Here is a 22,462-nt window from a genome sequence, read left to right on the forward strand (position 1 = left end):
ACAACAGCTTTAGCCGATGGCACTTATGCCTTCACTGCTACAGCTAAGGATGCTGCGGGTAATATTTCTGGGGCTTCAACTCCAGTTAATTTGACAATCGATGCCACAGCATCCAGCGTACCCACGATCACAACTTCTGGGAGTACCAAAGGCGCGATCGCGGGTAAGGCAGAACCGAACAGTACCGTGAACATCTTACAAGGCACAACGCCTTTGGGTACTGCCACAGCGGATGCTTCGGGTAACTGGACATTTACCCCCACAACAGCTTTAGCCGATGGCACTTATGCCTTCACTGCTACAGCTAAGGATGCTGCGGGTAATATTTCTGGGGCTTCTACTCCAGTTAATCTGACTGTAAATACTGCACCAATTCCGCCGGTAACACCGCAACCGACACCAACACCATCGGGAACACCGACGCCATCGGGAACACCAACGGGAACACCGACGCCATCGGGAACACCATCGGTAACACCGACGCCATTGGGAACACCGACTCCATCGGGAACACCGACGCCATCGGTAACACCAACGGGAACACCGACGCCATCGGTAACACCGACGCCATTGGGAACACCGACTCCATCGGGAACACCGACGCCATCGGTAACGCCATCGGTAACACCGACGCCATCGGGAACACCGACGCCATCGGGAACACCGACTCCATCGGGAACACCGACGCCATCGGTAACGCCATCGGTAACACCGACGCCATCGGGAACACCGACGCCATCGGGAACACCGACGCCATTGGGAACACCGACTCCATCGGGAACACCAACAACCAACAACATCCCCAACGATGACTGCATCTGCGATGACATTGACTATCCCAATTTAAACCAACCGAATTCAGTTGAAAACACCATACTCGGTGTACCGGGCATTCAAATAGGGACTGCCAAAAATGATGAATTACTGGGTAGCAACACGGGCAATATATTCGATGCCAAATCCGGGGATGACAACTTGTATGGTGGCGATAGCAGCGACATTCTCAACGGTAACAAAGGCAATGATTTTATCAGCGGCGGCACAGGTGATGACATCTTATTTGGAGATGAAAATAATGACATTATTCTGGGCGAATTGGGCAACGATTTAATCTTTGGAGGCAAAGGCAATGACTCTATCAACGGCCGCGAAGGTGACGACATCGTTTATGGGAACAGAAATGATGATTTCATCGACGGCGGTAAGGGTAATGACAGCTTATTTGGAGGCAAAGGTGATGACATAATCCTTGGCAGTGAGGGAGATGATTATTTGTTAGGAAATGAGGGCTCAGATACCATCTGTGGCGGTGAAGGTAACGATTTAATCAACGGTGACACAGGAGCAGATATCCTGGGAGGCTGTGCGGGAAATGATACTCTTTTTGGAGGTGCAGATAACGATACTCTTACTGGTGGAAAAGGCGACGATTTCATTGATGGAGGTATGGGAAGTGACAGTTTGATTGGCGGTAGCGGCAATGATATCTTTGTCTTAAATGCAGCTCAAGGATTTGACATTATTGCTGATTTTACCGCTGGTCAAGATTTGATTGGATTGAGCGGTGGTTTGAGTTTTGGACAGTTGGAAATAACTCAAAATACTCAGGGTACAATCATCAAAAACCTCTTGACAGGGGAACAGTTAGGTGTTATGGTCGGAGTAAAGGCGGATGCAATTACAGTGGCTAACTTCATGCTGGTTTAGGAAATTAAGAAAAGTGCGATCGCCCATTAAATCCACAAAGGGCGATCGCACTTAAATCCAAATCAACAATTGATATCACATCTGACGCTGAAATTCCTCCAAAACATCCATCAACTTAACTTGACACTGCATCGGAATCAAATCGGCCAGCGGCACTTCTCGCTTGCCGCCGCCCAACTTGATTGAAATTCCTTGCAAAACTCCTTCAACTTTGTCAGTATCTAAATTGCCCTTTTCCAGCATTGAATAAAGTTGTTGGGCAACCACCGTATGCAGGTGGGCATCGCGGAGATACAAATGCCACTTGGCAATGTCAATGTAGACATTTTCGCCGATTTCGGCTGCTAAGGATTCGATCGCCTGAGTAGTATTAGCCATATAAAAAGCAGAACGTTATTGGTGATCCGTCAAAAAAAGTTAACCAATCGCCGACAACTGCCTTCAGCCAGAATCTTTGGTGAGGGGCGAATAATCGGCGATCGCAAAAATGAAAATCGCGTGGGCCAAAACTACTAGAGCCCATACACCCGTTACCGAAACTGCCCAAGGCCAATCAGCCTTTTGCAAATTTTGAACAAACCACAAACCAGAATTTGTAGCAGAAAAAAGACCGACGTGGATGGCAAAATTCATCCGGTCATCTAAGCGGCGGTACTCTGGATCGTTGCGATCGGGTTTGCGGGGCCAACGAGGAGGCATAGTTTTTCACATGATATTAGTAGTTCTGTGCCTATTTTAATCTTAAGCGCAGCTTTTTGAATTCTGCATCCCTCTCAAGACAGGAAATTTATTCCTCTAAATTTTGATAATCCCCCGATTTGCCGCCGCTTTTGCTTACCAGACGAATCGATTCAATGGCGATCGACTTTTCCAAAGCCTTCGCCATATCGTACAAAGTCAGCGCCGCCACCGAAACCGCCGTCAGCGCCTCCATTTCCACCCCAGTTTCCGCCTTGATCTTCACCGTCGCCCGAATTTGATATCCCGGCAACCCAGCATCCGGTATCACCTGCACCTTCACGCTACTCAGCTGCAGAGGGTGACACAGAGGAATCAAATTAGCCGTCTGCTTAGCCGCCATAATCCCAGCCAGCCTCGCAGTGCCCAACACATCCCCTTTCGGCGCATTCCCCGCTTCGATCGCAGCAAACGTATCCGCCGACATCCGCACCCGCCCCGCGGCCACAGCTTGCCGTACAGTTGCCACTTTTGCCGAAACATCCACCATTTGGGCTTCCCCGCTGTTGTCGAGGTGAGTTAGCTGCGGGCGATCGGGCAATTTAGAAATATTTTGAGAAAGGTCTTGCATTATTTTGAGAATGGTGTTACTGTTAGATTCTGTGCGGAACAGAGATTGTTCAATTTTAGATTAAATCTAAAATTTCAACTCTCCAAGCAACAGGGGCTTGTAGCTTAGTTGGATAGAGTGCATGGCTACGAACCATGAGGTCGGGGGTTCGAATCCCTCCAAGCCCATTAAACAGATAATAAGTTGGTAGTGAGGACTTCAGTCCTCTTTTTTATTGGGAGTTAAGAAGGACTAAAGTCCTCACTACTAACCAAAACCTCAGTCGTCTTTTTTACTGGGAGTTAAGCAGCACTAAAGTCCGAACGATCAAACCGATTGTCACCTATTCAAAGCATAGACATCTTTGCCGCGCCCGATCGCAAATTGCAGCGAATGAGACAAACTCTTGCTAGACAAAGTAACAAAAATCAGGAAAGCTAACACACTGACAGCAGCCGCCAAACCAAACATATTTCTGTAGCCGACTTGTTCAGCAGCAAAGCCTAAAATCGGGCCAGCCAGCGCAATTCCCAAATCAAACCCGCCAATACAAAGCGAAAACAATCGGCCCCTTTCTTGAGGTTCGCACCTGTCCGACATCAGCGTCACCATCATCGGCATAACAGTACCGCCCGCCGCACCTTCAAACAAAGCTGCTAGCAAAAAAGCATTGCTGTTGTTAGCAAAATACAACAATAACATCGACACGGAATAACAGATCAAGCCGGCAGAAATAAACAAACCGCGCCCGTATTTGTCCGAAGCTCGCCCCGTCAACAACCGCACACCGAAACTAGCCACAGCCGCTGTAGAATAAAATAATCCCGGATTCAAATTAACCTTAGTTTCTTGGAGAAACAAAGGCATGAAAGTGCTCAAAGTTCCGAAGACCAAACCAACCAGCAATAACACCAAAGCCGGAATCCGCACCCTGGGATTCCACAACATTTGCCAGTATTTTTGGCGTTTTTTTTCCTCAAATAGCGAATCGGATTTTGTTAACTCAGCAAAATTAGGTTCGGCAATTTTGGTAGTGAGAAATACACCAATTGTGGCTAAAGCCGCCGACATCGCAAACAAAAAAGGATAGCCGAGCCCAGCTTGCACAAAGCCGCCAATCGCCGGGCCAAAGGCCAAACCGATAGGAGTTACCAAACTCATATAACCGATTAATTCGCCCCGCTTTCCTGGGGGCGACAAATCTGTCACCAAAGCGCTGTAAGCTGTGGTAAAAGCGGCGATGCTAATGCCATGAAAAGCCCTGATACATAACAGTAAGGGGATAGATTTAGCGAACAGGTAGGTTATGGGGGCAAGGGCAGCCACTGACACCCCTAGCAGCAAAACTTGTTTTCGCCCCCTGCTGTCGGCTATTTTACCCAACTGCGGCCTCGACAGCAAAAGCCCGATCGCAAATGCACCCATCACAAAGCCAATTTGCTGTTTTGTACCGCCTACAGATTGAACGTACAACGGCAAAGTTGGCAGCAGCGAAGCCAAACTCGACCAAAATAACAAGCCTGCGGCAAACAAAGTCAGCAAGCCGCGTTTGCGTTGGGGCTCGATGTCCCTAAAAATATTCAAGATGCGAATTCCCTTTAAATTTTCTGAGTGCGCTCAAGCTGAGGTCAAGTGTATCTATCATTGTGTTGCAATTTCTTAATATTTGCAACTAAAAAAGTTAATATTCTACTCACAGTCAACCGCAAACAGTTAACAGTCAGCAGTCAGTAGGGGCGGTGCCCCCGTGCCCGCCCTCTTAACTTAACAGTCAACCGCAAACAGTCAGCAGTCAACAGCCAACAGTCAACAATCAACAATCAACAGTCTTACCAATTAACCTCTGCGCTTTCCTCTATCACCCGCTGATAAACCCACTCGGTTTCCATCGCCAACTTCGGCCAACTAAACCGGCGTTCCAAATCCTCATAAGCATTGTCAACCAACCACCGCCCATAACCCTGATTTTTCAGCACTTCCAAAATTCCCCAAGCCAAAGAATCCCGATTATTTGCTTTAGTAACAACGCCAGTTTTAGTATGCTGCACAACTTCCGGTAAGCCGCCCGTATCGGAAACTACCACCGGCACCCGGGCTGCAAAACTTTCTAACGCTACAATCCCAAAAGGTTCGTAAAGACTGGGGAAAACCGCGCAGTCAGCCACCGTCTGGAATTTGTCGAGATGTTCCTCAAACATGAAGCCGGTAAAATAACACTTATGCCAAATTCCTAAATCCCAAGCCTGATGTTTTAGATAGTCTGTATTGCCACCGCCAATAATTACAATTTTAGCTTTTCCCCCCATTTCCCAAATTACTTTAGGTGCAGCATTCAAAAATACAGAAATACCTTTTTCATAGCTAATTCTTCCTACATAATAAACAATTTTTTCATCGTCTGCTGCAAATTGACGGCGGAAGTTTATCGCGTCAGATTCGGGCAGCCTGGGTTTTTTTTCGGCTCTAATTCCGTTGTAAATTACCTCTATTTTGTTCCACGGAGTCGATAGTACCCGTTCGACTTCCCGCCGCATATAGTCGCTGCAAACAATTACCCGCCAAGCGTTGTAAGCGAGGTTGTTTTCCTTGGTGTTAATGTAGCGCTGTCCGTCATTGTGGATGCCGTTGAAGCGCCCGTATTCGGTGGCGTGGATGGTGGCAATTAGGGGGATTTTAAAGGTATGCTTGAGGGCGATCGCAGCATCTCCCACTAACCAGTCGTGAGCGTGGATCAGATCGAAGGAGCCTTCTTCTAGTATCAGTTTGCCACCAAGGTGGCCCATGCTTTGGTTGAGGTTGGCCACCCAGTGAAAAAAGTCCGTGGCGTGTCCCACTACCACCCGATGCACCTGTATTCCTTCTACCACTTCATACATCGGCGCGTGTCCGAACTCTACAGTAATTAGGTGAATCGAGTGGCCTAGCTTCACCAATTCTGGATACAGTTCCGATACGTGGCGAGCGATGCCGCCTACTATTCTGGGAGGAAATTCCCAGGCTAATACCAAAATTTTCATATTTCTGTGCTCCCAAGAATTTATATATCTTAATGTTGATTGTTAACTATTTTATTGTATAATCGCATACCTTATTTTTTAGTAAAGGCAAATTTATGCCCGAAGGCTGACAGCATGGAAAATTATGCAGAAACCGGGTGTTGGCAGGAATTGCTCGATCGCCCGCTTGTTGCCTCCAAAACCCGGTTTCTGCAATAGTTGGGCTGCGCCAGTTTCGGGCGATCGGGCTTACCCTTGCTTCAAAATCGGTTCTAATTCGCGGCGAAAACTCATCCAAGCAGCCGCCGATGCAGAGTTAGAAGCAGCACCCTTACGCATCAAAATCGCGCCGTCTTCAAAGCCAACTATTCCGTATTCTCCTGATTTGGACATTCGATCGATCTGCGGGACGATCGCCTGCAACTGTCCCCGTTCCCGCCGAAACGCAGCCTGATACTGCTGTAACTGCCACATATCGGCAATTACGTATTCCATCTTCACCGCTTTCCCCGCATCATTACGCAGTTCAAACATCGGAAACCTGAGAATTTCGCGGCGGCTTGACAAAATCGGCACAATACTATTCGTTGCGGCCACGCTAGCATCCGCAGGAATTTGAGCCAAAAGTGGCCGGACTTGAGAAACGTGCTGCCACTGTCGGATCAAAGGAACCTGCACCCAAGGGGCGATCGCATCGGGTAAAATCCAAGAAAAAGTCCGGTTTGGGTTAGACGTGAAGGTAAAAAATAGCGACAAGCAGATGCAAAACCCCCAAAAGCGGCGAAACTTTGAAGACGAAGAGAAAGGCAAAACTGCTGAAGGAAAACGCAAAATTGTTTGTTCTCCCCTCTTAATTTTATCCTCTTCCTTTTGGCGATCGGCCCACCACAAAATCGCCCCGTAAAACAGCCCTGGAACCACAGTCATCGCATAGCGAATATTAATCGCCAGCACAGACTCTCCTTTCGCTAAAAATAGCTTCAGCAGCGGAAATCCAGCGATCGTCCAAGACGCAGGCGCGAAGGCAGGAACCAAAGCTAACGGCAACCACTGACCGAGCAAGTATTTGATTTTACCAAAGAACGGCGTAAATAACGCAGCCGCCAACCGGCCGGGATTGCTAACCATTCCCCAAAGAATTTCCAGCGTCGAAGCTTCATCTCCATCGGCATATTGACCGAAGCGTTCGATCATAAACCGCTGGGAGATGTCCGCAGAAAACAAAGGCATAATCAGATTCGTCAGGACGATCATATAACCAAAACTGAGCGCGCAGACAGCTAAACCAGTCCGAGGATAGCGTCGGCTCAAAATTAGATAAACTCCCACCCCAAATAAAACAACTCCCCCATCTTCTCGCACAGCCAAAATTAAAGTGGCCAGAACCCCAAACAATGGCCACCAGCGCTTCTCCATCGCCAGCAGCAAGCTAAAAACATAAAGCGGAATTTGACAAACATCATGAAAATTGCCCAAAGTCGGGCCGATCACCGCGTTAGCGCAATAATAGCTCAACACAATTGCCGCCGACAGCCGCGGTTCTAGATAGTGTCTGGCGAGAACCCAGAGCACTAAACCAGCCGCCGTAACTAAAGTCACCTGCAACACCGTCAAAGTGACAGGCGAGGGAAACAAGGAGTAAATAGGCAGCCACAGCATCAGTGCCGGGGTGAAATGCTGCCCCAATCGGTAATAGGATACCGACGGGAGCTCATTTTGGTGAACCACATTAGTGGACAAAGCCGAAGACAGGGAACTCTCAAACAAGTGACCCCGAGTGCCGTTCCAAAAAAGTTGATTGAAAATGCCTTGGTCGTAAGTAGCGTAAAAGTTGTAGTAGCGGTGCAGCGTCAGCAGCAGGCACAGCACAAAAAAGGCGACAGCCACTTTTACCACCACCTGCAGCGACTCATTTTTCTTCCATCTCAAAAATGTCATTGGCCCGCCGTAATGAAATCATCGGACATTAGCATAAATCTAAAGCAAGTATTAAATTAAAGTAGAAGTGAAATAACTCGGCTCGGCAATGGTCAATTATTTTCACCCGATCGAAAAAGTCAACAGCGTCAATCCCGCACCAGGCACCGGCGACACCGACAGTTCTCCCGAACTGCCGGCCAATCCCGCACCGCTTTTACAGCTTTTGCTGTTCGTAGACAAGCGTTCCTCTTCTAGGGAACAGACCAGACACATCCGCAAGTTTCTACAGGATTTGAAGGCAGAGTGCGATTTCGATCTTCAAATCGTCGATGTAGGAGAACAGCCGGATTTAGCCGAACACTTTAAACTTGTAGCTAGTCCCTCCCTGCTCAAAATTCATCCAGAGCCCCGACAAACTCTCGCCGGCACCAATCTGATCGCCCAACTCAAACAGTGCTGGCCCCGCTGGAAGCGTGCTGTAGAAGAATATGCCGCCCAGCAGCAGTCTGCCCCAGCTCTGACGGCATCAGCTCTGGCAGACCCAAAACCAATTTATTCGGTTGCTTGCGCTACTGAGCTCGTGCAACTTGCGGATGAAGTTTTTCGGCTAAAACAGGAAAAAGAACACCTGCAAGAGCAGTTGCAGTTGAAAGATCGGATTATTGCGATGCTGGCTCACGACTTGCGGAATCCTTTGACGGCGGCATCTTTGGCTTTGGAGACTTTGGAGTCAACTCAGAAGGTGAAAGAGGGGGAAAAGTCGCGTTTGACACCCGCTCTGGCGGCTTATTTGATGAAACAAGCCCGCAACCAAATCCGAATTGTTGATCGAATGATTACAGATATCCTCGAAGCGGCCAGGGGCACAAACGCTCAACTTCACATCCAAACAAAAAAAATTGAACTGGGAGCGATTTGTCAAGATGTAATCCTGGAATTTCAAGATAAATTTCAGGCGAAAAGTCTGAAATTAGAAATAGACATTCCCGCAGATTTGCCCTTGGTTTATGCCGATCCCGATCGCATGAAACAAGTGATTGCTAACCTGCTAGACAACGCCAGCAAGTACACCCCAGAGGAAGGAACTGTTAGTATTTCTATGCTCCACCGCACTGCTTACAAGGTTCAAGTGAGCATTTGTAACAGCGGCCCTGGTATTCCTCAAGAAGATTGTGCAAGCATTTTTGAAGACAGCTTTCGCTTGCAGCGAGATAAATCAAAATACGGTTACGGCATTGGGCTGTCTCTTTGTCAAGGCATTATCCGCGCCCATTACGGTCAAATTTGGGTGGACTCTGTACCCGATCGAGGCACTTGTTTTCACTTTACTTTGCCTCTTCAAAAATAGTTGATGGTTGACTGTTCACTGTTGACTGTTGACTGTTCAACTCGATCGCAGTGCAGCGATAATCTGTTCGTTGGCTTTGGGGAAAGTAAACTGGTCAATTTCGTCGAGTGACACCCAGCGAATTTCATCGCACTCGATCGTTTGCGGTTCCCCGCTGACGTGGCGGCAGTGGTGTACGTAGAGTCTAACTGTAAATTTAGTGTAGTCGTGGTCAATTGTAATCAGGCGATCGCCCACTTCGACGACAATTCCCAACTCTTCCATAATTTCCCGTTGTATGCAAGCTTCGATCGTTTCCCCAGGCTCTATTTTACCGCCCGGAAACTCCCAAAAACCCCCGTGTAGTCCGTGTTGTCGGCGCTTGTCAATCAAAATTTGTTGTCGGTCATTCCAGATCGCAGCAACGCCGATAACTTTGTGGGGCACAGGAGAAAGAGACATATTATATTAATTGGGAATTGGGAATTGGTCATTGGGAATTGGTCATTGGGAATTGGGAATTGGGAATTGGGAATTGGGAATTGGGAATTGGTCATTGGTCATTGGTCATCGGTAATTTAGTAATAATATCAATAATTATTCAATTATTTAATCTAAAATCTAAAATCTAAAATCTAAAATATTAAGCCCCCATCTTCCGAGGGGGGCTTGACATTTGCAGAGCTTAAATGTTAGTAACCGACTAATCTTCCGAGCCGTGTCTCTCACTGGCTTGTATCGACTTTTCAAAAGTCATGCGCTGTTCGGCATTTTTGAGAAAATAACCGCTAATCATGGCCGAGGCGAGCAATCTACCCAAATGTTCGCGACTGGTAGTCACTGTCACCCCGAAGTGTTCCGAAGGCAAATTTCCCAAGAGTCCGACAATATTTCGCTCCATTACTTGAAACACTTCATGAGAAGTCGGTTTAGACAACTGAGAAACAGTGTCGGGAGCCATTGACTGCACGTATTGCCATAATAAATTGGCATTTTCTCCGTCTTCTTCAAAAAATTCTGGGGACTTATTAGATGAATTACTCACGAGTACCTCCGTTTCAGAGACAGCTTATTATTTGAGATGCGGGCAGTTAAATTAAATAACCCTTACCTTATCCGATCGCTGTTGATCTTTATTACTAAGTAATTACTAATGTAGCAGGACAGTCGGCACAACCAAGTGGGCACAACCGAATTAAAGGCGACGGTTTTTACTATTTTAGATTGGGAATTCGCGCTCGGGTGTGTGCGGGCGCAATCCCCAATCTAGCTAGCTGGCGAGATAATCGTTGATATCTTGCTTGCGCTTGCGGAGTTTGGTCAAGGCTTCCCGTTCGATTTGCCGCACCCGTTCCCGACTGATGTTGAGACGATCGCCTATTTTTGCCAAAGTTAAGGTTTGACCGTCTTCTAAACCGAACCGCAAGGCGAGGACTTCTCGCTGTTGCTGAGTCAGTTCCGCCATCAGGTGATCTAGGTCAGTCCGCAGGGAAGATTGCAGGGCAAAATCTTCTGGGGTAGTACCGGTATCTTCCAACAAATCGCCCAACTCTGTATCTTGATTGTCTCCCACGCGCAAGTCTAGGGAAAGCGGGAGGCGCGCGCGATCGAGATATTCGCGAATTTGCTTGGGAGTCAAATCTAACTCAGCAGCCAATTCAGCAGGAGTAGCCGCGCGGCCGAGCTGTTGAGCTAGCTGGCGCTGAGCTTTTTTAATTTTGTTGAGTTTTTCGGTAATGTGGATCGGCAGGCGAATGGTGCGACCTTTTTCGGCGATCGCCCGCGTAATTGCCTGACGAATCCACCAATAAGCATAAGTTGAAAATCTGTAGCCCTTTGTCGGGTCAAATTTTTCTACTCCCCGCTGCATCCCGATCGTCCCTTCCTGAATGAGGTCGAGTAAATCTACGTTGCGCTTGATATATTTTTTGGCGACAGACACTACCAGGCGGAGATTTGCTTCCACCATTTGGCGTTTGGCCCTTTCGCCGTGGTCGATCGTCCGCTGCAACTGTGCCTCAGACAGCCCGACTGCCTGTGCCCATTCAGCCGCCGTCGGGTCGCGGCCTAACTCTTCGGCTAAAATCTTTTTCTCCTGATGCAGTGCGGCAGATCGCTGTACCTGTTTCCCGTAGAGTATTTCTTGCTCATGGGTCAACAGGGGAACGCGGCCGATTTCCCGCAAGTAAGCACGAACAGAATCTGTATCTGAGGACTTAAGAGTTTTCATGAGCTTTTCCCGCTGAGGATCTTTGCCTATAAAGGTTTGCGGTAGTCGCAAACCTTTAGTTTTAGTTGAGAAGGAAAGCGGGCGGGGATTTGCGCTTTCCTTCCATTTAAAGAGGCTTCGTTTTATGGTAGCTAGCTGCTACTCCCACTCAGCACCATCTCAGGTTAGGTTTTGGTTGGGGGGTGCAAAATACTACTTGTGTTAAGAATCTTAACATTTGTGAGAGCGGTTAGCTACATTTCTTTACATTTATTTCATGCAAGGCTGCACTGTATAGGTTTGAGAGTACCCGCAAACTAATTTTAGAGTTGCATCGTGTTAAACAAAATCAGCCAAATCTCAGAGGGGGAGATGGGGAGGGGGAGATGGGGAGAGGGGGAGAGGGGGAGAGGGAAAGAGGGAGAGAGGGAGAGGGGGAGAGGGAGAATTAGAAAAATCTTCCTTGATGCTCCCAAAAACGGACAACGGACAACGGACAACGGACAACTGACAACGGACAACTGACAACAGTCAACTGACTAATGACTTCTTTGTCGTTGAGCTTCGTACAGGATGAGGGCAGAGGCGATGGACACATTTAATGATTCTACGTTGCGGCTTAGGGGGATTTGGATTTGTCGATCGGCCAAACTTCTCAATTCGGCTGACAATCCAGCACCTTCGTTACCCAAAACGATCAGAGTCGGTACTCGCAAATCTACTTCCCAATAAGTTAAACTCGCACCGGCAACGGTTGCTAATATTTGCATTCCCCGATTTTTGTACCCGGAGACTTCGGCGGTTAAATCTGGAGTGACTGCTACGGGCAGCTTAAACCAAGCTCCTGCTGAGGCGCGCAGCACTTTGGGATGGTCAAAATCGGCGCTGTCGGCGCTCAGCAGCAAACCGTCGGCATTAGCAGCCGCAGCCGTGCGGACGATCGCCCCCAAGTTGCCTGGATCTTGGATGGTTTCGAGGGCTATTCCTAAAGTTGAAATTTCTGCAGGCGCGATGGCGGTGCGGGGTGCGGTGGCGATAATGCCGTCTGGTTGAACTGTGGTGGCGATCGACTCTAATACTTTTTCACTGACTAATTCTGTGCGATCGGCCAAACTACCAATTTGCTCCCACAATTTCCCGTGGCGATCCAACCATTCGGGAGTGCAGCAAACTGTTTCTAGCGGGTGTTTAGCGGCGCAAGCTTCTTCGAGCAAATGCGTCCCTTCTAGTAAAAATAATTGTTGTTCCCTGCGTCCCTTCGAGCTGTGCAGCTTGCGGATTTCTTTGACTAGGGGGTTTTGAATACTTGTCAGCATTTTCTTAATTCAGCAGAGCGAATGGGGTTATTTCCTGTATCGGGTTAACCCCAAACTTTTTTCTGCCTTGAGAATGCGGAACCCGGGACTTGAACCCGGAAGGCTTGCACCACATGAACCTGAATCATGCGCGTCTACCAATTCCGCCAGTTCCGCATCGGTCACGAATTAATACTATGCACTATGTTCCCGAATTTGTCAACTGTTTTTGGCAATTAAATTTTTATGGGGGAATGCAAGTGTTGACTAAACTTCATTACACGGCATAAATGTTCGATCGCCCTGTCAACCGCAAATTTAAGGCAGATTGACACAGATTGACGGAGATAATTTCGATTTTTTAGCGATCGAATGAAGCGAATTCAAGTTGAATGCTGACATTGGTGGAAAAACTTAATATTGCCTGAGTCCCTTGGCTGATGATGTTAAAATTGTATGGGCAGATAGTTCTCATCTCGGCTACCTATGTCTGAGCCATTAATCCTCGATCCGAGTCAGTTGCCAGATATTAGCAACTTAGTTCTAGAAGACGATACTCCTTTGGATAGCTTCATTAACGAAAAACAGCAGCGACTGCTGACAACGGTTTTGTATAGCGGTGGCGATACAGGAATTACTGTTCCGTTTATTGCGGCGGCAAATGTTGGTTTGTTCAGCAGCATACGTCAACCGGGAGTCGCCCCGGATGTTTTTCTCAGTATCAATATTACTGGTGCTGAGGATTGGTGGGAAAGAAAAGTGCGATCGTATTTATTTTGGGAATTTGGCAAACCTCCCGAAATTGCGATCGAAATTGTTTCCGCAACTCCGGGAAATGAATTAAGCAGCAAGTTAATAGACTACGCTCGAATGCGAATCCCCTATTATGTTGTGTACGATCCGCTACGGGAGTTGAGAGGTAGCACGCTGCGAGTTTTTGAGTTGCAGAATCAATCCTACGCGCCCAAAACTGATGCTTGGTTTCCCGAAGTCGGTTTGGGACTAACTCTGTGGGAAGGTGAATTTGAAAAGGTTGGTGGTACTTGGTTGCGCTGGTGCTATCCTAGCGGCGATCCCATTCCTACAGGCGGCGAAATGGCGGATCAAAAAGATGTTCAGTTATCTCAAAAAGATGCTCAGTTATTGGAGGAACAAGCGCGGACTAAACGAGCATTTATTCAGATGATCGAGCTCGGTTTGAATTTGAAGTTTGGAGAGGAAGGATTGCTGCTGCTTGATGAAATTTCGGCATTTTCTGATGTTGCTGTTTTGCAGGCGATCGCATCTGGCATAGCAGCAGCCAACAACCTCGATGAAATTCCCCAAATTTATCAATCATAATTTTACAAAGTTAGTAATATCATGTTTGTTTAATTGGCAATTATATCATAATAATTTTTGCTAGGGGCGGGTTCACCAACATTTTTTAATTCCCACAGACAATCTCCAACAACCCGCCCGCGCCAAGCGACACAAATTAGAGCGCCCGCTAATCTCAGAAACCCGGTTTCTTCCTATATTTTTCCTGTTCAACTCAAATTTATCGGAGAAACCGGGTTTCGACGCACTAATTGAGAAATGAAAATTTAATAATTTAAACATCTGCCACACTTTTCTCTCTTCAGAAGCGGTGAGGTAAAGAGAGGTAGAGCCTGGTAATATTGTTTCCGCTTGCATTGGAATGATTTAACCGGCGCTAGAACACAGAGTACACAGAGTCCGAGAATATATATCTGAATCATTCGGATGCTACAGGATTTGATATAACGAGCAATTTAACGCTTGGTTCGTAGTGCAGACTTTAGTCTACACTACGAACCAATTTTATCGTTGTAAATCGACCGAACACGATATTAATCGGCTAAATCTGGGAAAACTTCGCGCACCGCCGGATGCACCAATCTGTAATTCTGTACGTTCAATCCCTTCGCCAAACTCGGATTCATTTCCAATGCTTTAATCCCGTTATTTGCTAACTGCAAAACATAGGGCAAAGTGCTGTTATTCAAAGCTAGAGTCGCTGTCCAAGGAACGGCACCGGGCATATTTGGTACGCCGTAATGCACAACTTCTTCCTCAATATAAGTAGGATTTGTGTGAGAAGTTACTCGCAAAGTTTCCACGCAGCCGCCTTGGTCAACGGCTACGTCAACAATTACAGAACCGGGGTGCATTTTGGCAACAAATGCGCGAGAAACGAGCACGGGGGCTTTTTTGCCCAATACTAAAACTGCGCCGATTAACAAATCTGCATCGGAGATAACTGCTTCTATTTGTAAAGGACTGCTGTAGAGGTATTCTACTCTGGAACCGAACAGAGTTTCTAAGTAGGCTAAGCGATCGACATTTACATCCAAAATCTGCACTCTAGCGCCCATTCCTACAGCAATACGGGCTGCTTCCGTGCCGACGATTCCGCCGCCCAAAATCACGACTTTGCCCGGTTGTACCCCCGGTACGCCGCCCAAAAGTACGCCTCTGCCGCCTTGCTGTCGTTCCAAAAACCGAGCTCCGAACTGCACGGCCAAACGCCCTGCAATAATGCTCATCGGTGTTAGCAGTGGCAATTTCCGGTCGGGGAGTTCGACGGTTTCGTAGGCGATGGCTTGGACTCCGCTGTTGATTAATTGCTGGGTTAATGCGCGATCGGCTGCTAAGTGCAAATATGTAAATAGCAACTGCTCTTTTTGAAGCAGCGGATACTCAACGGGAAGTGGTTCCTTAACTTTAACAATTAGTTGCCGGTTCCAGACATCTGAAGCCTTTGATACAATCTTAGCCCCTGCTTGAAGGTAGTCCTCGTCGGTAAAACCGGCCCCAACACCAGCATTCGTTTCGACGAAAACTGCGTGACCTTTGTCCGAACAAGCCCGGACACTTGTGGGACTGAGCCCTACTCGAAACTCTAAATCTTTGATTTCTTTGGGAACGCCTATTTCCATCTACAACCTCTAAATCTCAGGCTTATGCCGATCGAATCTAACTTAAAAATAATTCCTACCGGAACAATACCATTGGAAATTTTAGATTTGGCAATCCGGCTGGGGCTAGGCGAACAAATTTTTGATTTTCATCCGGTGGGATTTGAATTGCTTAAATTTTAGATCGATCGCAGATTTAGGGTAGATTAACACGGATTAACGCAGATAATTTCAAGAAGAGTCAATATATTCGATCGATCGCCTATAATTTAACAGGCTTGCACTCAGCGCGTCTCAAAAACAAATGTCACGCATACCTACATTAACATTCGATCGCGGAACGCTATTGTTGCACCCGCCGCCCAAGGGCAGAGACTGGGTGGACTTTGCTACGTGGGACGATCGCGTGGAAAAATTCCGAATTCGGGCAATTCACTACCGCCCGCTGGTAGAATCTCTCCAAGCTGAGTGTACTAATTTCACCGACGAAGCCAAGGGATACGAACCACTCGAACTCGTACCCAGCGTCGAAATGCAGCCTTACCCGCATCAAAAAGAAGCCTTAGCAGCTTGGCAGCAAGCAGGAAGCCAAGGAGTAGTAGTCCTCCCCACCGCTTCCGGCAAAACTTATTTGGCACAATTAGCCATGCAGGTCACGGGTCGCAGTACATTAATTGTAGTACCAACTCTCGATTTAATGCACCAGTGGTACGCTAATTTGAAAGCTGCTTTTCCCGACATCGAAATTGGATTGTTGGGCGGAGGTTCGCGGGACAAAACACCAATTTTAGTGGCAACTTACGACAGCGCCAGCATTCATGCAGAAACTTTAGGTAATAAATACGGGTTGTTGGTTTTTGACGAATGCCACCATTTACCAACGGACTTTTATCGAGTAATATCCGAATATGCGATCGCCCCTTTTCGACTCGGACTGACAGCAACACCAGATCGCACCGACGGCCGCCACAGCGATTTACATTTCCTCGTCGGCCCGACAGTATATAGCAAAAGACCCGAAGATTTGGCAGGCCATGCCTTAGCCGACCATAAAATAGTTCAAATCATGGTCAAACTGTCAAAAGAAGAAACCGACCGCTACAGCGAATTCATGAACATTCGCAACGACTTCTTAAAACAGTCTAACATCAAAATATCCAGCCTCGAAGGATGGAAACAGTTTATCATGGCCAGCGCGCGATCGCCCTTGGGAAGACGCGCCATGCTAGCCCACCGCCAAGCCAAAGAAATCGCCCTTTGTACCGAAGGAAAACTGCGAATTTTAGCTCAAATATTAGCAGAACACTCTCCCCAGCGCACCCTAATTTTCACCGGAGACAACGCCACAGTTTACCGAATTTCCCAAGAATTTCTCATCCCCACAATCACCCACCAAACCCCAGTTAAAGAACGTCACGAAATCCTCGATCGCTTCCGCAGCGGCGAATACAAAACCCTCGTCGCCTCCCACGTCCTCAACGAAGGAGTGGACGTACCCGATGCCAGAATTGCTATTATATTGTCAGGTACAGGAAGCGAACGCGAATACATCCAGAGATTGGGTCGAGTTCTCCGCAAAAGCAGCGATGCAAACAAATTAGCAATTCTCTACGAAGTCGTCACCGAAGACACCAGCGAAGAAAGAACATCTCAGCGCCGCAGAGGAGGAATGCAAGTTCACAAACCCCAACCAAAAGTACAAATAGAACCGCCGCCCACAGCATATCCGAAATTAGAAACTGTCAAACCAACACCAATTTACGGAGTCAACCGAGAGACAACAAAAAAAGCGGCTGAATCACCAGCAAAATGGGGAGAAGATGATGAAATTCCCTGGTAGTCAGCCTAAAAAAGTTAGTTATGAGATGGGTAGTCTTAGCGAAAAGATGGCTATATAATTAAATCACTCCTAGGTTTATTTAAAATCTAAAATCTACAATCGATTTACGGAGTCAACCGAGAGGCGACTAAAAAAGCAGCAGAATCACCCAGAAATTGGGGAGCCAAAAATGATGATTTCACGGAATTTTTAAGATTTCCCAATTAGTGTATAATCTAAATATTAACTAATTCACATTACTGGAAAATGATCGATATCACACAAATAAGTAACTTTAAAGTCTTCCCCAAACATACAGGAGTTTGGGAGGGAACTTGGACAATCCTCAATGCTGACCTCCAAGAAACCCAGCGTTTTACAGCCGTGTTAACCCAGAAAATTGTGGACAACGAGTGGAGGCAAACTAACGTTCAAACTTATGCCAATGGCAAGACTGAAACCCAAAACTTTGTGGGTCATGTTGTCGGTGAAGGGCAGGTGGAAATTGAAAGTCCTGACTCTATCTTTTCTAACTACAAGACACTAGCCACAGAAGTTGGAGATCATTTGATCGTTTTTCAAATATGGGACAAAGCAACTAACATTCTGAGGGCCGTTGAAACAATAAATCTTGTCAGTGACAATCGGCGAATTCGGACTACCCAAAGCTTGACAGAAGATGGAAAACTTAGGGGAGTTATGGTGATTGTCGAACAAAAAATTGAGTAAAAGTTTTCACTGCTTATGTTACCCACCGATTTATTAAGTCACCGCCAAAATGGGGAATCAATCATCCCTCTCCGCCTGAAGATAGATGCTAAGAACTTAGAAGCAGCTATGGAAACGATCAACTGTTTTCAAGAGTCGATCGGCAAAACCCAAGGCGAACTCGACGGACGATTACTAGAATTAGAAGGTGACAGCCCCGACTATCGCCTCAAACGGGGATTAGCGCACCTCCTCAAAGGCGGTTTCTCCACCTTGGAAGTCGTCAGCCCCCTAGAACCATCAGACTTGAGACAGCGAGTATTTGCGTTGTCAGCGCGATCGACTCCCAGCCCGCAATCCACCCAATTAACCCTCGAAACAGTAGCCACAGAGCTCAGCCAAGACTTAAACAGAGAAGTCGTTACCGAGGAAATCAAAACAGGTTTATACGCCGATTTAAACGAAAACAAAATCCTCACCCAATTTGACGCACCAACACCCGAAAACTTGCTTCACAGATACAACCTTTCTCAAGTTCAAGGCATATTTTATCGCGCCAGTCAAGTCAAATTAACCGCCCACCGCAACGATCCAGGAGAATACAAACTCCTATTTCGCTATCTGAAACTATTTCAGTTAATGACCTACATTGAAGGCGATGCAGACCACGGTTTTACCCTCACAATCGACGGGCCCACAAGCTTGTTTAAACCCAGCACCCGCTACGGCTTAGCCCTCGCCAAAATGCTGCCCGCACTCCTACACGTCACAAAATGGAGTATGCACTCAACCCTGCAAACCAAAGATGCTTTTAGCGGGGTTGTGAAAACAGGTAAATTCACGCTAAATTCCGACTGCGGTTTAGTCAGCCACTATCCCCCAGGCAAACCCTATGATAGTATGTTAGAAGCAGCATTTGCCGACAGGTGGGACAGCTTAAAGACCGAGTGGAAACTCGAACGAGAAGTTGATTTAATTCCGATTCCCGGAAGCGTGATGATTCCCGATTTTCGCTTAGTGCATCCCGACGGGCGAGTGTTTATATTAGAAATAGTTGGCTATTGGCGGCCGGAGTATTTACAAAAAAAATTTGCTCAAGTACAAAAATCTGAATGCGATAATTTGATTTTAGCGATTTCCGAACGTCTAAATTTGGAAAAAGCTGGGGTGAATGTAAAAGATGTGCCAGCAAAAGTAGTTTGGTTTAAAGATAAATTGTTGCCCAAATCAGTGCTGGAAGTCCTCGATGAGGATATATAATATATTTCAATAGGGTTCACTTAAGAAAGATCCCCTTTTTCAGCTTTTCAGTGCGGCACACAACGAGAGTTCGATCGAGGATTGCGAGAGTCAGCACCATTACCGGGATTGTATCCAACCAGCGTAACTTCCCCTTTTGCATTCACCACCCAACCGCGCGCGGCAACAACTTCCCGATCCCGAATTTCCCCTTCTTCCTTCTTCCCTCTATCGGTTACATCCATTAAATCCCGTACATTGCTCGTTGCCGAACTTCCTGCCTCTTCCACCCACGGAAACGGCGATGGAGGGCTGCTGAGGGTATCATTGGGACTCGGCGGCACTCCCCCTTTCCCGGTGACGGTAAACTCGTTCTCGCCCCCTTCCAGACAGGGATTTGCAGCAATTAATGCCGCCCGATCGACCAAATTTTGCGGCAGTTCCACTAAACCTTGAGCGGGATTCACCCCAGAGGCGCTGAATGTTACTGTCCCTTGCAAAGCCGGGCCCCCACTTTGGGAAATCGCCGCAATATCGCTGGTAGGAACTAGAGAAGTAGGACTTACTTGCAAATCTGCAAATTGAGCATCTGTTAATCCCAAATTACTCCTGGCTTGTTCGCGGTTAAGGCTTGTAAAGCCAAAGATATTTGGTACATTGACCGTAACTTGTCCGCCCCTAGCTGTGCGAGCATTAGCTGTAATATCACTATTCTCTCGCGGTAAAGCTATCAAAATATCGCTATTAATGCTGATATTACCGCCCTCAGAAATACCTGCATCCGTGGTGATTCTACTGCCGCGTCGCAACTGAATGTCTTGCGCTTGCAGGTTAATATTTGCCCCTGTAGCAGAGACAGTCGTGCCATCAATTATGCTTTTATTATCCAGGGCAATTGAGTTAGCTACAACGTTAATATTGCCAGCCCTACCTGTTCCTGAAGATTGAACATTAACCACTGCACTATCCCTAAGTATCAATTGATTAGCACTCAAATTCAACGAGCCTGCATTTCCGGTAGCATTGGAATTAATAGCATTAAACGCCCTACCAGCCGAGGCCTCAATTCCACTCCTCAACCGACTGTTACTCCCAATACCTTGCACTTCTAAGCGATCGGCATTAATTGTAATATCTCCTGCATTTGCTATACCCAAAGAAGCCGCAGAAATAACGCCACCATTCTGCACAGTTAGTTTAGGTGTTGAGAGGCGGATATCTCCACCCCTACCAGAACTTGCAGTTTGAGTAACAAAAGAACTTGCTACATAACCCGCATTCCCCAAAAATCTTGACTCGCCGCTCACTTCTATAGACTCGGAGGCTCTCACTGTTAAATTTCCTCCAGTCCCCCCACTTGTAGAAAACAGGACTTCGCCAAAAATCGCACCAGTCGTTAAACTAATTGTGGCTCCATTAGAAACACTCAACCGCTTAGTGTCGATGGTGATATCCCCACCTTTTCCATTCCCATCAAAAGTATTCGTGCCGAGCCGAGTTTGCCCTAGACCTACAGGGAGACTACCCGACAATTCCACCGATTCACTGGCTTTAATCGCAATATTCCCCGATGCTCCATCACTAAGGCTGAAGCTGGCAAAAGCACCGCCATCGCGCAGCATTAACCGTTGGGCTTCAACAGTAATGTTTCCGCCTTGACCGGTGCTTTCGTTCGTTGTTCCGTTATAGAGCGTTGAACTGACGAGTTCGACGGTATTGGCGCGGATAGTCAGATTTCCGCCATTCCCAGCACCAAAGGTGGGAGCACCGGCCACTACCCCATTGCTCATCAACAGTCGTCCCGCTTCAATGTTAATATCCCCGGCGGCTCCACTGCCAATAGTGCTAGTAAACAAAACAATTTGCGAAATAAAGGGGTTCCCTGTTCCAGATGTCTGAAAATTTTCTGTAAGCTGCTGATAGCCCTCAATTCCTAGGCCGATCATTTCTACCAAGTCAGTAGCGCGAATATTAATATTGCTCCCTTTCCCCTCTCCCAGTGTAGAGGCGAAAATTTGCGATCCCCGATCTAATCGTAAGTTTTGGGCATTGATGTTAATGCCTCTGCCATCTATATTTCCTAGTGTCAAGCCATAAATTCCTGAATTACTGAGAGTGACATTTCCACCCCTGATGTCAATTCTTCCACCTCCTAATCCGCTGGTATTGATCAATGCACTGTTCATGTCAATATTGCCGAAGTTCTGAATATTGCTATAGTTTAAATTCAGATCTAAAGCTGTTGGTTCAAATTGCACTAAACCTGGACTTTTGACGCTGCCCAGAAGAATTTGTCCGCTACTGGCGGTAGCGATTCCCCCGTCGAATTGAATATTTCCCCCTACTAGCGCTAAGGTTTGACCGGGGTCTACTGCTAAACCAATATTCTTAAAAATTGGTACGGGTAAGGGAATGTCAGGCGGTGATGGGTTAGGAGCAATTGACTGATTGACAATTGTGCCAGGATTATCTCGAAATCTCAAACCCACAGGAATATTAATCGCTAACAATGGCACGGAATTAGAATTAGCTGCACTAAATTCAAAGCCATTATCAAAGAGAACGCCGCTACCAGTTGAACCGATAAATGAACCGCGCAAGTCTAACCTCGCATTGGGGCCAAAGACAATTCCTTTGGGATTAAGTAAAAATAAATTGGCATTGCCTTGCACTCCCAACACACCTAAAATATTGGAAGGGTTGCCACCAGTAACGCGGGTAAAAATATTGGCAATCCCGTTAGGATTGGCAAAATAGGCTCCCCTACCTTCACCCACGTTAAATTGTTGTAAACTGTGAAATAAATTTACTCCGCGAGTTGCACCGCCTTCTATTCTGTCCGATGGTAAATTATTAATTGTGCCGGGCACTGTGCGCGAACTTTCCGCACCCAAGCTATTATCTGGGAGAATTTGAGCGATCGCGGGGAAAGGAAACAGCAGTAAGAATGCAAAAAATAGGACGGAAGATTGGCTGGGCATCTTTTAAGCCTGGTTAATTTAGTATTAGAAAAATAGCGAGGGGTTAGTTAAA

18 protein-coding genes and 2 tRNA genes are annotated in these 22,462 nt (G+C 46.9%); 7 read left to right on the forward strand and 13 right to left on the reverse strand.

The annotated features are described in order from the left end of the window. Window positions 1-1,707 (forward strand): Ig-like domain-containing protein (locus tag QT998_RS04770; RefSeq protein WP_333115565.1); only part of this gene is annotated, 1,707 nt, incomplete at its 5' end. A gap of 75 nt (window positions 1,708-1,782) precedes the next feature. On the opposite strand, the gene QT998_RS04775 is transcribed toward QT998_RS04770, so the two are convergent. From QT998_RS04775 to moaC, 3 genes are all read right to left on the reverse strand, one after another. Continuing rightward, window positions 1,783-2,085 carry a DUF3181 family protein gene (locus tag QT998_RS04775; protein ID WP_333115568.1) on the reverse strand — a complete coding sequence of 101 codons (303 nt, stop codon included), beginning with the start codon at window positions 2,083-2,085 and terminating at the stop codon, window positions 1,783-1,785. A 63-nt stretch (window positions 2,086-2,148) separates the two neighbouring features. Continuing rightward, window positions 2,149-2,406, reverse strand: a complete 258-nt coding sequence (locus tag QT998_RS04780) for a 2TM domain-containing protein (RefSeq protein ID WP_333115571.1) — start codon at window positions 2,404-2,406, stop codon at window positions 2,149-2,151. 88 nt (window positions 2,407-2,494) lie between these two features. Continuing rightward, window positions 2,495-3,016: a cyclic pyranopterin monophosphate synthase MoaC gene (gene moaC, locus QT998_RS04785; RefSeq protein WP_333090967.1), complete on the reverse strand. Its 522-nt coding sequence runs from the start codon at window positions 3,014-3,016 to the stop codon at window positions 2,495-2,497. Between the two features lie 93 nt (window positions 3,017-3,109). Here moaC and QT998_RS04790 point away from each other — a divergent pair. Then, a tRNA-Arg gene (locus QT998_RS04790) sits at window positions 3,110-3,183 on the forward strand. Between the two features lie 151 nt (window positions 3,184-3,334). Here QT998_RS04790 and QT998_RS04795 read toward each other — a convergent pair. From QT998_RS04795 to QT998_RS04805, 3 genes are all read right to left on the reverse strand, one after another. After that, window positions 3,335-4,579 carry an MFS transporter gene (locus QT998_RS04795; protein WP_333090969.1) on the reverse strand — a complete coding sequence of 415 codons (1,245 nt, stop codon included), beginning with the start codon at window positions 4,577-4,579 and terminating at the stop codon, window positions 3,335-3,337. 245 nt (window positions 4,580-4,824) lie between these two features. Further along, window positions 4,825-6,012 (reverse strand): glycosyltransferase family 4 protein, encoded by a 1,188-nt coding sequence (locus tag QT998_RS04800; RefSeq protein ID WP_333090970.1) that lies wholly within the window; start codon window positions 6,010-6,012, stop codon window positions 4,825-4,827. Between the two features lie 228 nt (window positions 6,013-6,240). Next, the gene (locus QT998_RS04805; protein ID WP_333090971.1) at window positions 6,241-7,929 is read right to left on the reverse strand and encodes a DUF2079 domain-containing protein; all 1,689 of its coding nucleotides are present in this window, start codon (window positions 7,927-7,929) and stop codon (window positions 6,241-6,243) included. 88 nt (window positions 7,930-8,017) lie between these two features. Between QT998_RS04805 and QT998_RS04810 the strand changes: the two genes are divergently transcribed. Further along, on the forward strand, window positions 8,018-9,259 hold the full coding sequence (locus QT998_RS04810) for a histidine kinase (protein ID WP_333090972.1): 1,242 nt from the start codon (window positions 8,018-8,020) through the stop codon (window positions 9,257-9,259). Window positions 9,260-9,295: 36 nt separating this feature from the next. On the opposite strand, the gene mutT is transcribed toward QT998_RS04810, so the two are convergent. The 5 genes from mutT to QT998_RS04835 form a co-directional block, all read right to left on the reverse strand. Then, on the reverse strand, window positions 9,296-9,700 hold the full coding sequence (mutT, locus tag QT998_RS04815) for an 8-oxo-dGTP diphosphatase MutT (RefSeq protein ID WP_333090974.1): 405 nt from the start codon (window positions 9,698-9,700) through the stop codon (window positions 9,296-9,298). 241 nt (window positions 9,701-9,941) lie between these two features. Next, window positions 9,942-10,283 carry a DUF760 domain-containing protein gene (locus QT998_RS04820; protein WP_194009546.1) on the reverse strand — a complete coding sequence of 114 codons (342 nt, stop codon included), beginning with the start codon at window positions 10,281-10,283 and terminating at the stop codon, window positions 9,942-9,944. A 225-nt stretch (window positions 10,284-10,508) separates the two neighbouring features. Then, window positions 10,509-11,468, reverse strand: coding sequence for an RNA polymerase sigma factor, RpoD/SigA family (locus QT998_RS04825; protein ID WP_194066910.1), 960 nt, complete (start codon window positions 11,466-11,468; stop codon window positions 10,509-10,511). A gap of 518 nt (window positions 11,469-11,986) precedes the next feature. Further along, entirely contained in the window at window positions 11,987-12,763 is a 777-nt protein-coding gene (locus tag QT998_RS04830) for a TrmH family RNA methyltransferase (RefSeq protein WP_333115573.1), read from the reverse strand. Window positions 12,764-12,837: 74 nt separating this feature from the next. Continuing rightward, window positions 12,838-12,919: transfer RNA gene (locus tag QT998_RS04835), tRNA-Leu, on the reverse strand. 309 nt (window positions 12,920-13,228) lie between these two features. Here QT998_RS04835 and QT998_RS04840 point away from each other — a divergent pair. After that, window positions 13,229-14,083, forward strand: a complete 855-nt coding sequence (locus QT998_RS04840) for a Uma2 family endonuclease (protein WP_333115575.1) — start codon at window positions 13,229-13,231, stop codon at window positions 14,081-14,083. A gap of 512 nt (window positions 14,084-14,595) precedes the next feature. On the opposite strand, the gene ald is transcribed toward QT998_RS04840, so the two are convergent. Next, window positions 14,596-15,684, reverse strand: coding sequence for an alanine dehydrogenase (gene ald, locus QT998_RS04845; protein WP_333115577.1), 1,089 nt, complete (start codon window positions 15,682-15,684; stop codon window positions 14,596-14,598). A gap of 283 nt (window positions 15,685-15,967) precedes the next feature. Between ald and QT998_RS04850 the strand changes: the two genes are divergently transcribed. The 3 genes from QT998_RS04850 (at window position 15,968) to QT998_RS04860 (ending at window position 19,450) form a co-directional block, all read left to right on the forward strand. After that, entirely contained in the window at window positions 15,968-17,503 is a 1,536-nt protein-coding gene (locus tag QT998_RS04850; protein ID WP_333115579.1) for a DEAD/DEAH box helicase, read from the forward strand. 246 nt (window positions 17,504-17,749) lie between these two features. Beyond that, window positions 17,750-18,211, forward strand: coding sequence for a DUF3598 family protein (locus QT998_RS04855; RefSeq protein ID WP_333115582.1), 462 nt, complete (start codon window positions 17,750-17,752; stop codon window positions 18,209-18,211). Between the two features lie 15 nt (window positions 18,212-18,226). Then, the gene (locus QT998_RS04860) at window positions 18,227-19,450 is read left to right on the forward strand and encodes a DUF790 family protein (protein ID WP_333090983.1); all 1,224 of its coding nucleotides are present in this window, start codon (window positions 18,227-18,229) and stop codon (window positions 19,448-19,450) included. 47 nt (window positions 19,451-19,497) lie between these two features. On the opposite strand, the gene QT998_RS04865 is transcribed toward QT998_RS04860, so the two are convergent. After that, entirely contained in the window at window positions 19,498-22,410 is a 2,913-nt protein-coding gene (locus tag QT998_RS04865; protein WP_333090984.1) for a two-partner secretion domain-containing protein, read from the reverse strand. Window positions 22,411-22,462: the final 52 nt, after the last annotated feature.

The sequence above is a fragment of the Microcoleus sp. S1D4 genome (assembly GCF_036700765.1).
Lineage (GTDB): Bacteria > Cyanobacteriota > Cyanobacteriia > Cyanobacteriales > Microcoleaceae > Microcoleus.